We start from the raw sequence: 12,941 nt of genomic DNA, 5'->3' as shown, positions 1-12,941 counted from the left end.
GGCGCCGACTTGCCCCCTTCCGCCGTGCGCCATCCGCTAGGCGGGGCGGTAGAGGCTCCAGCGCGCCTGCAGTGTGTCGCTGATCTCCCCGACCGTCGCGCGCTCGCGCACTGCGTCGATGATCAGCGGCATCAACGGGGGGAGCCCCCCCTGTGTCTCGGTCGCCACGGCCCCTCCCTCACCCTCGGCTCCATCGGCGTACGAGGCCGCCGCGCTCGACAGCGCCGCCAGGGCGGCGTGCACGCGCGCGGCGGCGCGCCCCCGCTTCACCGCCTGCAGTCGCGCCACCTGTTCTCCCTCGAGGCGCGAGTAGTCGGGGGACGGGATGATCGGCGGCTCCTTGCCATCGTCGAACCGGTTGACCCCGACCACGACCGTCTCGCCGGATTCGACCCGCAGCTGGTGCGCGTACGCGCTCCGGGCAATTTCTTCCTGGAAGAAGCCGGCGGCGATGGCGCGCTCCGCGCCACCCATGGCGTCCACCTTGTCCAGCAGCTCCATGGTGCGCGCTTCGAGCGCGTCGGTGAGCGCCTCGACGTAGTACGACCCCGCGAGGGGGTCGACCGTGGACGCCACCCCGGACTCGTAGGCGACGATCTGCTGGGTGCGCAACGCGAGCGTCGCCGCTTCGGCCGTGGGGAGGGCGAGCGCCTCGTCGTAGCCGTTGGTGTGCAGCGACTGCGTCCCGCCTAACGTGGCCGCCAGCGTCTGCACCGTCACCCGCACCACGTTGTTGAGCGGCTGCTGCGCCGTGAGCGTCACCCCGCCCGTCTGGGTGTGGAAGCGCAGGCGGCACGAGGCGTCGCTGGCGCCGAAGCGCTCGCGCATGAGGCGGGCGTAGATCCGGCGCGCCGCCCGGAACTTGGCCACCTCCTCGAAGAGGTCGTTGTGCGCCGCGAAGAAGAACGACAGGCGCGGGGCGAAGGTGTCGACCGCGAGCCCGGCGTCGATGGCCCGCTGCACGTACTCGATCGTGTTCGCGAAGGTGAAGGCGAGTTCCTGCACCGCCGTGGCCCCCGCCTCGCGAATGTGATAGCCCGAGATCGAGATCGGATTCCAGTTGGGCACCTCGGCGGCGCAGAATCGGAAGATCTCGGCGATCAGGCGCAGCGACGGCCCGGGGGGATAGATGTACGTGCCGCGGGCGATGTATTCCTTGAGCAGGTCGTTCTGGATCGTCCCGCTCACCTGGGCGCGCGACAGCCCGCGTTCCTCGGCGACCACGATGTACATCGCCAGCAGCGTCGCCGCCGTGGCGTTGATGGTCATCGAGGTCGAGACCCGGTCCAGGGGGAGGTCGCGCAGGAGGACGTGCAGGTCCTCGACCGTGTCGATGGCCACCCCCACGCGCCCCACCTCGCCCCGGGCTCGCGGCGCGTCGCTGTCGATCCCCATCTGGGTCGGGAGGTCGAAGGCGACCGAGAGCCCCGTCTGCCCCGCCGCCAGCAGGTGCCGGAAGCGTTCGTTCGTCTCGGCGGCCGTCCCGAATCCGGCGTACTGGCGCATGGTCCAGAGGCGCCCGCGGTACATCGTCGGCTGCACGCCGCGGGTGAAGGGGAAGCGCCCCGGATCGCCTAACGTTTCTTCATAGCGGCCGGCGACGTCGTCGGGGCGGTACACCGGCCTGGTCGGGATGCCGGCGGGAGAGAGGCGCTCGTCGATGGGCTTGGACATGGGCGAAAGCTACACGGGCACGGGCGCCGGCATAGCGTCCGTGGAACGGAGAACGGGACGGGGCAACCCCGCCCCGTCCCGCGTCGCGCTGCCCGGTGACGCGGCGCTACCCGACCTCGGCGAGCTGCCGCCCCAGCACCTCGCGCGCCGTGTCGATGTCGTCCCGGCTTCCGATGTACAGCGGGGAGCGCTGGTGCAGTTCGGTGGGTTGCACGTCGAGGATGTCCTGCGCCCCATCGAACGCCGCCCCCCCCGCTTCCTTGGCGATGAAGGCCAGCGGATTGCACTCGTAGAGGAGGCGCAGCTTGCCCCTGGGGGACTTCTGGTTCGCGGGGTACGCGAAGATCCCCCCACCGAGGAGGTTGCGATGGAAGTCGGCCACCAGCGAACCGACGTAGCGCACGTTCATCGCCTTCTGCTTCCCGTCGAGCCCGCGATAGCGGCGCATGAGCGCCTTCACGTTCTCGTCCCAGTACTGCTCGTAGGAGTCGTTGACCGACAGGTAGCGCCCGCGCGCCGGCATCCTGATGTCGGGGTGCGACAGGAGGAACTCGCCGATGGAGGGGTCCAGGGTGAAGCCGTGCACCCCCTGCCCCGTCGTGTAGACGAGCATCGTGCTGGAGCCGTAGATGATGTAGCCGGCGGCGACCTGCCGGCGTCCGGGCTGCAGCATGTCTTCCATCTCACCGCGTGCCCCGCGCGTGATCTTGCGCATCACGGAGAAGATGGTCCCCACCGGGACGTTCACGTCGATGTTCGACGAGCCGTCGAGCGGATCGAAGAGGAGGACGTAGCTCCCGCACTTGAACCTCTCGGGGATGGGGATGATGTCCGGCTCCTCTTCCGACGCCATGGCGCAGAGCCGCCCCGTATGGTCCATCGCCTTCACGATCGTCTCGTTCGCGAAGACGTCGAGCTTCTGCTGGATCTCCCCCTGGACGTTCTCGGTCTCCAGGGCCCCGAGGACGTCGACCAGCCCGGCGCGGCGCACCTTGCTGGAAATCATCTTGGCGGCCAGCGCGATGTCGTACAGGATCGAGGAAAGCGACCCCGTGGCATCGGGGTACAGCTTCTCCTGCTCGATGATGAATCGCTCGATCGTGACGACGGAGGTGTCGGTGTGCTTGACCACGTCTACACGCCCTCGGTGAAGGGGACTTCGCGCGGGGGGCGCGTCCGCTCGACGGCGAACTGACGGGCCTCCACTTCGAATCGGTTCGAATGATACCCGCGCCGCAGGGATTCCCACACGTAGCGCAGGGCGAACGCCCGCACGGACTCAAACTGGTGAACGTGGCGAAGCTCGTGCAAGAGTAGTTCCGCCGAGGGCACGACGTTCCGGCCGAGCCAGACGGTGCGCCCCACCGTGATCCCGGCGACGGTGGCCTGCCCCAGGCACCACCCCCCGAGCCGCGGAAGGACGCCGCCGCGGCGCACGCGCATCGCGCCGAGCTCCGGAAACTGCTCCAACAGGGCCGCCGGGAGCGAATCGGGCTCCCCGGTCATCGATCTCATCACCCGCAACAGCATGTGCGCTCGTGTGTCCTCCCGGGTGGTCGCATCGCCATCCGAACTCAGGGGGGCGGGCGCAGGTATTTCCAGCGCCGCCCATCGGCGCGGACCTCCACATCGGAGCCGTCCGTCGAGGTCACGATGGTGCCGTCGTCGTCGGTGCGCAACAGGTGGATGCCGCGCTCGTCGAGCGACTGCAACACCTCGAGCGACGGGTGGCCATAGCTGTTTCCCGCCCCCACGGAGACGATCGCGACGCGCGGCCGCACCGCGTCGAGGAATGGAGGCGTCGTGCTGGTCCGGCTCCCGTGATGCGCGACCTTGAGCACGTCGGCGCGCAGCGCGTCCCCGTACCGCCGCAGGAGCCACTCCTCCTCGCCGGATTCCGCGTCGCCGGTCAGGAGGAAGCGCACTCCCCCGTACGACACGCGCAGCACGACACTCGCCTCGTTGGGATCGGTCAGTCCGGCCAGCCACGCCGAGTCGGGGGCGAGCACCACGATCGACACGCCGTCGAACCCGACCGAGTCGCCAGCCGCAACCCTGCGCCACGGCCGCCGCTCGCGCCGGGCGGCGAGCAGCATCTCCCGATACGCCTCACTGCCGGTCACGTAGGCCCCGTCCCAGATGGTGTCGGGGGCCGCCCGGGTGATCAGAGTCGCCGCGCCGCCGATGTGGTCGAGGTGCGGATGGGAGAGGGAGAGATGGACGACGTCGCCGCCATGGCGCCGCAGGTACGGCCAGATGACCGATTGTGCCGCATCACCACCTCGCCCACCCCCACCCGCGTCCACGAGGAACCAGCGTCCTCGCGGAGACCGGAGGGCGAGCGCGTCGCCCTGCCCCACGTCGATGGCGTGCAGTTCGAGCCGCCCCGGTCCCGGACGCAGCGTGGGCCACCACGTGGCGAGCGCCAGCGCCGCGAGCGAGACGAGCGCCGGGCGACGGCGCCAGCGGCCGACGAGCGCCACCACCCCCGCGAGGGCGGCGATGCCAAGCAGGAGCGCCGTCGCGGCGTCGGGCTCGGCGCGCACCACGGCGAGGGGGAGCGCGGCCCCGCCCCGCGCCACGAGGTCGATGAGCGCCAGCGCGCTGCGCGCCGCTTCGGCCAGGAGCGACGCCACCGCTCGCGCGGGGAGGGCGACGAGCGACGCGAACAGGAGGGGCTGGGCGAGGCCGAACAGCGGGGCGGCGACGACGTTGGTGACCACTGCGGCGAGGCTCACGCGGCCGAAGACCCACGCCACGAGCGGTGCCGTGGCGGCGGATGCGACGGTGGTGGCGACCATCGACTCCACGACCGTCCGGCGCCACCCGCGCAGCGACGCCGTCACGCGCCGGCTGACGGCGCCACTGGCCAGGAGCCCCGCCATCCCGGCCACGCTCAACTGCCAGCCGAGGTCGAGCACGACGCGCGGCTCGACGAGGGGGACGGCGCAGGACACCGCCCAGATCCCCCAGGGCGCAGTCGGGCGCTGGCGCAGGCGCGCCACCACCCCCAGGGCGAGCATCCCCGCCGAGCGAACGGCCGGTGGCGGCGCCCCGATGAAGAGGACGAAGGCGAGCGTGACGCCTAACGACACGAGATCGGCGCCGAGCGCACCGGCGCGCGCCGCGCCGGCCAGGGCGCGCACGGCGCCGGCGATGATTCCCACATGCAATCCCGACACGGAGAGCATGTGGATGATCCCGGCGTCGGCGAACCGATCGCGCACCGCGCGGTCGATGTCGTCGGCGTCGGCGAGGAGGAGCGCGCGGGCGAGCGGGGCGTCGGTGCCGTAGAGGGCGTCGATGCGCCGGCCGGTCCACGCGCGCCACCGGGCCAGCCGCCCGGGGGGCCGCAGCACGCGCACCGTCCCCTGTCGCAGCTCCAGCGAGGCGCCACGCCGCGCGAAGCTCCCGCTGACGGCGACGGTGCTCCCGGCAGCGGCCGACGTGGTCCGCGACCGGATGCGCATCCGCACGCCGCATCCCCGGCGCTCTACCCGTCCCCACGCCGGCGTCGCGGGCGACAGGTCCGACGCGAGCCGGACCGTCGCGAACCCGTCGGCGCGCACCGTCCGCACGCAACGCCGGTCGCCGTGCAGCGCCTGCGTGCCGTGCAACGCCCCCGCCGCCAGGGCGAGCGCGAGCGCCGCGTGGCTCCAGCGACGGAATGCAGCGGCGAGCACGCCGCCCACGCCCGCCGCACCCATTCCCACGACGACGACGCCGCCGAATCCCGCGAGGAGACCGGCGGCGTACGCCCCGAATGCCATGACGACGAGCGGCATGGCCCTCCCGACCAAGGGGCCTAGCCCGGCGTCGCCTCCGTGGCGCTGGCGCGAAGGGGGTGACGCGGACGCGCGGCCACCGTGCCGATGGCCTCGAGCATGAGCACGGCCAACTCGGCCCGCACCTGCTCATGCGACAGCGCCACCCGCGTGACCGCTGAGCCGATCAGCGACCTGCTGATGTACCTGGGACGAGCTTGATTCAGCGTGAGCGTGATGATGTCATCCCGGCATTGCGCACAGTGGCAGAAGCGCGCGCGCCCCCGTGCCAGCCGCTCGTAGACTTCACCGACCACTTCTTCCAGCGCGTTGTGCATCAGGCCGCGGGTGGAGACGAGAACGTCGACCGAGGACGTCGACCGAGTGGGCGACCGACCCCAAGCCGCCTCACCCCTGACGATCGAGGACCCTGCACTGGTCACGCGAGGGTGCACCTCCCGCGTGCGGCGTGAGGCGTGGCACACTGGCTTCGGGAGCGGCGACGGCGGCCGGCGTTCCCAGGGGCACGCCCAGGGGCACGCCCAGGGGCACGCCCAGGGGCACGCCCAGGGGCACGCCCAGGGGCACGCCCAGGGCCACGCCGAGGGGGACGCCCAGTGACACTCCGTTGGGCGCCCCGTCGCCGCGATGCCGGTTCAGCCGGCGACCGGGAGGGGCTGACGCTCGCGGACGACGGCTCCGGTGAAGGTCGAGCCCGTCGTCCCGGTCAGCTCCACCGTGACGTACTGCCCGACCAGCGACTCGTTTCCCGGAATCAGCACCGTCTTGTAGTCGCGAGACCGCGCCTGCAGCAACTCGCCCCGACGCGCCGGCTTCTCCACGAGGACCTCGCGTCGCTGGCCCAGGAGGCGCAGGTTCTTCTCGCGCGCACCCGAGCGCACCACCTCGATGAGGCGCTCGAGGCGCTCCGACGCCACCTCGTCGGGGACCGTCCACTCCGCGGGCATGCGCGTGGCGGGCGTTCCCTCGCGCGGCGAGAACTTGAAGGTGAAGGCGTCGTCGAAGCCGACCTCCCGCACCGCCGAGAGGGTCTCCGCGAACTCGGCCTCCGTCTCGCCCGGGAAACCGACGATGATGTCGGTCGTCAGGCCGATCCCGGGGACGCGGGTCCGGAGGCGTTCCACGCACGCCAGGTAGTCCTCGCGGGAATAGCGGCGCAGCATGCGCTTGAGCATGCTCGTCGCCCCCGACTGCATGGGCAGGTGCACGTGCTCGCACACCGCCGCCACCTCCGCCATGGCATCGATGACGGCGTCGCTGAAGTCGCTGGGGTGCGGTGAGGTGAAGCGGAGCCGGCGCACGCCCGGCACCGCGCCAACGGCGCGCAGCAGGTCGGCGAAGTCGTGGCTGCCGTCGTGGTACGAGTTCACCGTCTGCCCGAGGAGCGTGACCTCGCTGATCCCCTCCTCCACCACCTGCCGCGCCTCGCGTACCACGTCCTCGAGCTTGCGGCTCCGCTCCGCGCCCCGCGTGTACGGGACGATGCAGTACGTGCAGCGGTAGTCACACCCGCGCTGCACGGGGATCCACGCCTTCACCTTGTCGAATCGGCGCGGGGCGAAGTCCTCGTAGTGCTCCTCCATGTCGAAGGCGGTCTGCACCGCCCGCTCGCCGTCGCGCGCCTTCGCCACGAGCTCGGGGAGGGCGCGGTAGCCGTCGGGGCCGATCACGAGGCTCACGTGGCGGGCCTTCGACAGGAGCTCGGGCCCCAGGCGCTGCGCCATGCACCCCGCGACCCCGACCACCGTCCCCGCCTTCATGGCCCGCTTGAGCTCCCCCAGCCGCCCGATGACCCGCTGTTCCGCGTGGTCGCGGATGGCGCACGTGTTGAGGAGGATCACGTCCGCCCCGTCCGGCGACTCGACGGGCGCGTATCCGGCAGCTGCAAGCTTGCCGAGCATCAGCTCGGAATCGCTCACGTTCATCTGGCAGCCGTAGGTCTCGATGTAGACCGTCGAACGGGCGTCGTGGGTCATGCCGGAGTGATCGGGACGAGGGGGACCGCCACCAGCCGGTCGGCGTCTCCCTCGAGGCGCGCCGGGAGCCGGGCCCCGCGCGGCGGCGGGGGGTCGGCCATGGCCACGGTAAGATAATCCTCGGTGAGCCCTTCCCGGATGTCGCCCCGCACCACGACGACGTCGGCCACCGCCCCGAGGCGGCGCGCGCGGTGGGCGCGGGCCTTGGCGTCGCCGGCCTGGCGCAGCTCGCGTGCGCGCCGCTGCACCACCTCGCTCGGCAGGTGCCCGGGGAGCCGCTCGGCGGCGGTTCCCGGGCGGCGGGAAAAGGGGAAGACGTGCAGGTACGTGAAGGGGAGCGACGCCACGAGGGCGAGCGTCTCCTGGTGGTCCGCCTCCTCCTCCCCCGGGAAGCCCGCGATCAGGTCGGCACCGAGCCCCAGGACGGGGAGCGCCGCGGCGAGTCGCTCCACCGCCCGGGCGTAGCCGGACGCGGTGTACCAGTGCCGCCCCATGCGCCGGAGGATGCGGTCGCTCCCCGACTGCAGGGGGGCGTGCAGGTGCGGGACGAGGTGTGCCGGCTCCGCCAGGAGCTCGCGCAGGCGATCGTCCACCTCCGTGGCCTCGACCGAGGTGAGGCGAAAGCGTGCGGCGGGGACGGCGCGCACCAGGCGCACCAGGAGGTGTCCGAGCGTGCTGTCGATATCGGCGCCGTACGTCCCGATGTGGATCCCGGTGACCACGATCTCCGGGTGGCGCTCCGCCAGCCGCTCGGCCTCGGCGATGATCTCGTCGGCGGGACGCGAGCGGTTGGCCCCGCGCGCCAGCGTCGTCGCGCAGAAGGTGCAGTGCTCGTCACACCCGTCCTGGATGCGGAGGAGGGCGCGCGTTCCGTGCTGCTGGCGGGCGACGCCTAACGATTCGGGCGGGAGTTCCAGGGCGCCGGCAATCGCCGCCAGGTCGGCCCCGGCCACCAGCTGCGTCACCGTGGGGAGCGCGCGGAGGGTCCCGTCGTCGCGCGCCGAGGCGCATCCCATCACCAGCGTCCGCAGCTCGGGGCGCGCACGCGCCGCGCGGCGAATGCCCTTGCGCAGCTCCACCTCCGCCTCGGCGGTCACCGCGCAGGAGTTGAAGATCGCGATGTCGGCGTCGGCCGGGCGTTCCACCATCTCGCCCCCTCCCCGCTCGATCATGGCCCGGACGGACTCGGAGTCGTACTGGTTGGCGCGACAGCCGAACGTGCGCAGGTAGACCTTCATCGTCCCGTCGCCGCTCCCTCCGGTGCCGGCGCGGGATCCGGGGGGAGGATGAAATGGAAGGCGCTCCCCTTTCCCTCGCTGCTCTGCACCCAGATGCGCCCCCCGTGCGCCTCGACGACGAGGCGGCAGAAGGCGAGCCCGAGACCCGAGGTCCTGACGCGGGGGACGTTGGCCAGGCGCACCTGCTCGAACTTGCGAAAGATGACGTCGTGATACTCGGGCGGGATTCCCGGCCCGGTGTCGACCACCGAGAATCGCACGCCGCTCGGATCGGGGCGCGCCACGAGCGTGAGCGCGATCGGGGTCCCCGAGTGCACGAGCGCGTTCTGGATCAGGTTGCCGAAGACCCGCTTGAGCATCCCGCGGTCGCCGCGAACGCGCGGGGTCCCGGCGGCCACCTCGGCGGCGGCGACCGTGCGCTCCTGCTGGAAGCGGAGGGTCCAGTCGCGCAGGATCTCGTCGAGCAGCCCCGTGGCGTCGATCTCCTCCAGGTGCAACGCGATCGCGGTTTCCTCGATGCGCCGCACCTCGAGGAGGTCGTTGATGAGGGAGAGCAGTTCCTCGGCCTTGACCTGCGTGTCGGCCACCGCGTCGCGCTGCCGCTCGCTCAGCGCCCCAAGGTCCCCATCGCCCAGCAGTTCCAGCGTCGCCAGGATCGACGTCAGGGGCGTCTTGAGGTCGTGCACGATCATCTTCATCAGGTCGTCGCGGACGCGCTCGAGCTCGCGCAGCCGGCGGTACGAGTCCTCGAGCGCGGCGGTGGCCCCCTTGAGCTTGAGCAGGGAGCGGACGCGGGCCCCCAGGAGGAGGCGGTTGTGCGGCTTCGCCAGGAAGTCGTCCCCTCCCGCCTCGATCGCCCGCAGGCGGTCGTCGTCGTCGTTGAGGGCGGTGATGAAGATGACCGGGGTGGCGGCGGTGCGGGGATCGCGCTTGAGGCGGCGGCACACCTCGTAGCCGGTCCCCCCGTCGTCCACGCCCAGGTCGCCGGCCGGCATGTTGACGTCGAGCAGAACGAGGTCCGGCCGGTGCAGGAACGCGGCGTCGAGGGCGGCCGGACCGTCGAACGCCGCGACGGAGCGGAAGCCTAACGAGCGCAGCTGCTCACGCACCAGCTCGCAGTTGGCCTCCGAGTCGTCGACGACGAGCAGCAGCGGGGCTTCGGACGCCGGCGTGGTCATCCCCCGTCATGGGCGAATGGACAGCCCCAGGCTCAGGAGCCATGCGCGCTCGCGCACGGTCCCTGCGGCATCGCGCGCGGCCCGCTGGAGCGCGACTTCCATCGTGGCGCGCGGGCCGGCCACGGGGATGGCGGCCCCCCCGCTGATGACCTTCTCGGTCACCGTGCTGCCCGCCGCGGCGAACGGGAGGTCGCGCGTCCGGTAGCCGAGACGATACGTCCACGCCGCGCTGCGCGTGCGCTGCCCGGCGAATTCGGCGCCAGCCGAGTACTCCCACGTATCGCGCGCCGCCGCCGCGGCCGTCCCCAGCCCATTCATCCTGGACCACTCGTCGCGGTCGGCGCCGACGAGGAGCGTGAGCCCTGTCAGGGGCTCGACCCTGGCCGCCACGCCGAACCGGCCGGGGACCTTCGCCTCGGTGCGGACGGTGTCGACGACGCGCAGCTTCAGCGTCCCCCCCTGCCGGAACGACGCCGCCAGCGCGAAACGCGGAACGGGAGTGAAGACGACCCCCGCCGAGGCGCCGCTCCCGGTGTAGGACAACGTGATGTCGCGGTCCAGCGTCCCGTATCGCACGCTGTCGTCGAACCGCCTGACGAGGTTGAGCCGGTTCTCCCCGGAATACAGGTGCAGCCCGACCCCGAGGGCCAGCATCCGGTGCGCCTGGTACGCGACGGCGAGCCGCTTGTCCCCGATGCCCCCCTTGGACGAGAAGCGCTCGGTATACGAGAGGCTGTCGTCGCCGAGGCGCTGGCCCGAACGCACCGACGTGGCGAAGGTGCGGTCGAGGAACGAATGGCTGGAGAGGCCGATGGCCCAGCGCGTCCCCACCGTGAATCCGGCGGCTACGGTCCCGAACCGTGCGATCGTGGTGCGCTCGTCGTTCGCCCCCGCCGAAAGGCTCCGCAGCTCAGGATCGTACTGGAAGTACAGTCCCGAGCGCCCCCACCCGCCGAGGGCCGCGGGGTTGCGCGACGAGAGGTGATCGAACTCCCCCAACGCCCCCCCGGTGGCCGCCGCGCGTGCGCTCAGCCCACCCAGCGGGTAGCCGAATCCCTGCGTGCTGAGCGTTCCCTGGGCCCGGGCCGCTGACGCGCCGGTAGCGACAGCGACCGCGGCCGCCACGAGCCTGACGAATGGTGCGCGCATCACGGGATCCCGAAGCTGGAGCGCAGCGCGTAGTTCACGCGCAGCCGCGGGCGCAGCGCCGGCGGCGCCTCCCGCGAGGAGATATGGATGTCGAACGTGCTCGTGGCCTCACGCGTGCTGCGCAGGACGATGGCCCGCTGCTGCTTGATGGTGGACGACGACATGGCCGCCCATTGCCGGAGGGCCGTGGCCACCTCCAGCACCCGCGTCCCGCTATCGCCAGGCGCAACACGAAGCGTGTCGAAGGCGAACCCGCCCAGCAGCAGCGCGGCGCGCGTCAGGTCGGTCACGTCCTCGCCCGCCAGCGAGACTTCGGGGACGAGGGCGAGCGTGTCGCGGGCGCCGATTCCCCGGTTCGGCTGCTGCGTGAAGATCAGCGAGGCCCGCAGCACCGTCGATGAATCGAGGATGCGCGAGGGAACGTCGAAGCGAAGGAAGCCGCGACGGTTCGGGAGCCCGCCGACGCTCAGCAGCGCCCCGCTCGGTGCGGGAGGCGCCGCCACCACCAGCGTGTAGTCCAGGTAGTCGCCGGCAATGATGCCGTCGCCGGGAGGCGTGCTGGACGTCGGTGCCACGGTGAGCGCCTTGATCGCGGTGTCCTCGGGGGCCGGGTCGAAGCGCAGGAGCGACGACCGCCCCCCCTCGATGGTCCCGAGCTCCACCTCCGCTCCCGTCGCCGATGTCGCCTTCACGCCAAGGCGCAACCGCTGCTTCCCGGTGACCTTGGCCAGGAGCTTGGCCTTGTCGAGGTACACCTTGATGGAGTCCTTGACCTGCGCCGAGTCGAAGGTCGTCCCGCCGATCAGGCGGTCGGGGCGGAAGAGCGAGGCCACCACCGCATTGACCGTGTCGGCGTCGGCGGTGTCCACGTCGAACAGGTCGATGCGCACGCTCCCGCGCACCCGCGTCGCCGTGGCGTTGACCGCGAACAGGACGTAGGCGCTGTCGAGCCGCGTGATCGCCGAGTCGGCCGACGCCTTCTGGAACGTCGACGGGAGGGAATCGAACCGCACCACCCCGCGCACGTCGAGCGTGTCGCCGCGGGTGGCGAGGTACATCGAGGCCTCCGTGCCGAAGCCCGGGATTCCGGACACCGTGGTGTCGAAGCTCACCGCGTCGAACGTCGTGTCGAAGACGGTGAGGTTCTGCCCGGGGCAGAGCACCGGGCACGCCGCCCCGCTCTCCAGGTCTTCGCCGCAGGCCACGACGCCCGCGCCTAACGCGAGGCCGAGGAGCACGACGCGCGCGCGCTTACGCCAGTCGAGTGACACGTCCATCTATGTCGAAGCTGTCCACTATGGCCATGATCACGGCGTCCACCGGGCGGTCCTTGGTGACCGCCGTCAGGCGCGCCGAGCTTCCGGTCGCGTACAACACCACCTCGCCCACCCCCGCTCCCACGCTGTCCACTGCCACCACGTACCCGCCTTCCCGTTCGAGGGCGCTCGTCACGTTCTCCACGATGAGGAGCTTGAGCGACTCGAGCGAGGGATCCTTGCGGGTCGCCACCACGCTCCCGATCACGCGGCCGAGCTTCATGCGCGGGCCAGGGCGTCCGGCGTGAAGGGCGCGGGGAGGAGCGCGCGCAGGTCCCACCGCGCCGTCGCTCCCCCCGAGGCGACGCTCACGACCTCCAGCGCCGGCCCGAACTCGACCAGCACCTGCCGGCAGACCCCGCACGGCGGTGTCGGCTGCTCCGCCTCGGTGGCAATCACGATGGCCGAGAAGCGCCTGGCTCCCTGCGCCACCGCGGCCGCCACCGCCCCCCGCTCGGCGCACATCCCCGCCGGGTACGCGGCATTCTCCACGTTGCAGCCGACGAAGACCCGCCCGTCGTCCGCCGCCAGCGCCGCCCCCACCCGAAAGCCGGAGTACGGGGCATATGCACGCGCCATGGCGTCGCGGGCAGACGCCACGAGCGAGGCGCGGTCAGGGCCGGCG

At 71.9% G+C, this 12,941-nt stretch carries 13 protein-coding genes; 1 reads left to right on the top strand and 12 read right to left on the bottom strand.

What is annotated here, in order from left to right:
• Positions 1-36: 36 nt before the first annotated feature.
• The 5 genes from ABS52_12250 to ABS52_12230 all read right to left on the bottom strand — a co-directional run bounded on the left by ABS52_12250 (position 37) and on the right by ABS52_12230 (position 5,776).
• On the bottom strand, positions 37-1,674 hold the full coding sequence (locus ABS52_12250) for a methylmalonyl-CoA mutase (GenBank protein ODT02776.1): 1,638 nt from the start codon (positions 1,672-1,674) through the stop codon (positions 37-39).
• A gap of 106 nt (positions 1,675-1,780) precedes the next feature.
• Entirely contained in the window at positions 1,781-2,806 is a 1,026-nt protein-coding gene (locus ABS52_12245; GenBank protein ODT02775.1) for a fructose-bisphosphatase, read from the bottom strand.
• Positions 2,807-2,808: 2 nt separating this feature from the next.
• A complete protein-coding gene (locus ABS52_12240; protein ID ODT02774.1) occupies positions 2,809-3,204 on the bottom strand; it encodes a hypothetical protein in 396 nt (131 codons plus the stop codon).
• A gap of 44 nt (positions 3,205-3,248) precedes the next feature.
• Positions 3,249-5,459 (bottom strand): DNA internalization-related competence protein ComEC/Rec2, encoded by a 2,211-nt coding sequence (locus ABS52_12235; protein ID ODT02773.1) that lies wholly within the window; start codon positions 5,457-5,459, stop codon positions 3,249-3,251.
• A gap of 20 nt (positions 5,460-5,479) precedes the next feature.
• Positions 5,480-5,776, bottom strand: coding sequence for a hypothetical protein (locus tag ABS52_12230; GenBank protein ID ODT02772.1), 297 nt, complete (start codon positions 5,774-5,776; stop codon positions 5,480-5,482).
• A 10-nt stretch (positions 5,777-5,786) separates the two neighbouring features.
• Between ABS52_12230 and ABS52_12225 the strand changes: the two genes are divergently transcribed.
• Positions 5,787-6,059, top strand: coding sequence for a hypothetical protein (locus ABS52_12225; GenBank protein ID ODT02771.1), 273 nt, complete (start codon positions 5,787-5,789; stop codon positions 6,057-6,059).
• 35 nt (positions 6,060-6,094) lie between these two features.
• Here ABS52_12225 and ABS52_12220 read toward each other — a convergent pair whose 3' ends face one another.
• The 7 genes from ABS52_12220 to ABS52_12190 are packed head-to-tail and all read right to left on the bottom strand — an operon-like array spanning position 6,095 to position 12,895.
• On the bottom strand, positions 6,095-7,435 hold the full coding sequence (locus ABS52_12220) for a tRNA (N6-isopentenyl adenosine(37)-C2)-methylthiotransferase MiaB (protein ID ODT02770.1): 1,341 nt from the start codon (positions 7,433-7,435) through the stop codon (positions 6,095-6,097).
• Positions 7,432-8,673 carry a hypothetical protein gene (locus ABS52_12215; GenBank protein ODT02769.1) on the bottom strand — a complete coding sequence of 414 codons (1,242 nt, stop codon included), beginning with the start codon at positions 8,671-8,673 and terminating at the stop codon, positions 7,432-7,434. Before ABS52_12215 ends, ABS52_12220 begins: the two co-directional genes overlap by 4 nt.
• Positions 8,670-9,851 (bottom strand): hypothetical protein, encoded by a 1,182-nt coding sequence (locus ABS52_12210; GenBank protein ID ODT02768.1) that lies wholly within the window; start codon positions 9,849-9,851, stop codon positions 8,670-8,672. The genes ABS52_12215 and ABS52_12210 overlap by 4 nt, the downstream gene beginning before the upstream one ends.
• A gap of 6 nt (positions 9,852-9,857) precedes the next feature.
• Positions 9,858-11,000: a hypothetical protein gene (locus ABS52_12205; GenBank protein ID ODT02767.1), complete on the bottom strand. Its 1,143-nt coding sequence runs from the start codon at positions 10,998-11,000 to the stop codon at positions 9,858-9,860.
• Entirely contained in the window at positions 11,000-12,277 is a 1,278-nt protein-coding gene (locus tag ABS52_12200; protein ODT02766.1) for a hypothetical protein, read from the bottom strand. The genes ABS52_12205 and ABS52_12200 overlap by 1 nt, the downstream gene beginning before the upstream one ends.
• Entirely contained in the window at positions 12,252-12,539 is a 288-nt protein-coding gene (locus tag ABS52_12195) for an ethanolamine utilization protein EutN (GenBank protein ID ODT02765.1), read from the bottom strand. The genes ABS52_12200 and ABS52_12195 overlap by 26 nt, the downstream gene beginning before the upstream one ends.
• Positions 12,536-12,895 carry a cytidine deaminase gene (locus ABS52_12190; GenBank protein ODT02764.1) on the bottom strand — a complete coding sequence of 120 codons (360 nt, stop codon included), beginning with the start codon at positions 12,893-12,895 and terminating at the stop codon, positions 12,536-12,538. The genes ABS52_12195 and ABS52_12190 overlap by 4 nt, the downstream gene beginning before the upstream one ends.
• Between the last annotated feature and the right edge of the window lie 46 nt (positions 12,896-12,941).

Source organism: Gemmatimonadetes bacterium SCN 70-22 (assembly GCA_001724275.1).
GTDB lineage: Bacteria > Gemmatimonadota > Gemmatimonadetes > Gemmatimonadales > Gemmatimonadaceae > SCN-70-22.
This window is presented reverse-complemented; position numbering and strand designations above follow the sequence as displayed.

Bases quoted from the DNA above. Each gene is read 5' to 3' on its own strand.
- ABS52_12250 (ODT02776.1), bottom strand. From the start codon at position 1,674: ATGTCCAAGCCCATCGACGAGCGCCTCTCTCCCGCCGGCATCCCGACC.
- ABS52_12240 (ODT02774.1), bottom strand. From the start codon at position 3,204: ATGCTGTTGCGGGTGATGAGATCGATGACCGGGGAGCCCGATTCGCTC.
- ABS52_12235 (ODT02773.1), bottom strand. From the start codon at position 5,459: ATGCCGCTCGTCGTCATGGCATTCGGGGCGTACGCCGCCGGTCTCCTC.
- ABS52_12230 (ODT02772.1), bottom strand. From the start codon at position 5,776: ATGCACAACGCGCTGGAAGAAGTGGTCGGTGAAGTCTACGAGCGGCTG.
- ABS52_12220 (ODT02770.1), bottom strand. From the start codon at position 7,435: ATGACCCACGACGCCCGTTCGACGGTCTACATCGAGACCTACGGCTGC.
- ABS52_12215 (ODT02769.1), bottom strand. From the start codon at position 8,673: ATGAAGGTCTACCTGCGCACGTTCGGCTGTCGCGCCAACCAGTACGAC.
- ABS52_12210 (ODT02768.1), bottom strand. From the start codon at position 9,851: ATGACCACGCCGGCGTCCGAAGCCCCGCTGCTGCTCGTCGTCGACGAC.
- ABS52_12205 (ODT02767.1), bottom strand. From the start codon at position 11,000: ATGCGCGCACCATTCGTCAGGCTCGTGGCGGCCGCGGTCGCTGTCGCT.
- ABS52_12200 (ODT02766.1), bottom strand. From the start codon at position 12,277: ATGGACGTGTCACTCGACTGGCGTAAGCGCGCGCGCGTCGTGCTCCTC.
- ABS52_12195 (ODT02765.1), bottom strand. From the start codon at position 12,539: ATGAAGCTCGGCCGCGTGATCGGGAGCGTGGTGGCGACCCGCAAGGAT.
- ABS52_12190 (ODT02764.1), bottom strand. From the start codon at position 12,895: ATGGCGCGTGCATATGCCCCGTACTCCGGCTTTCGGGTGGGGGCGGCG.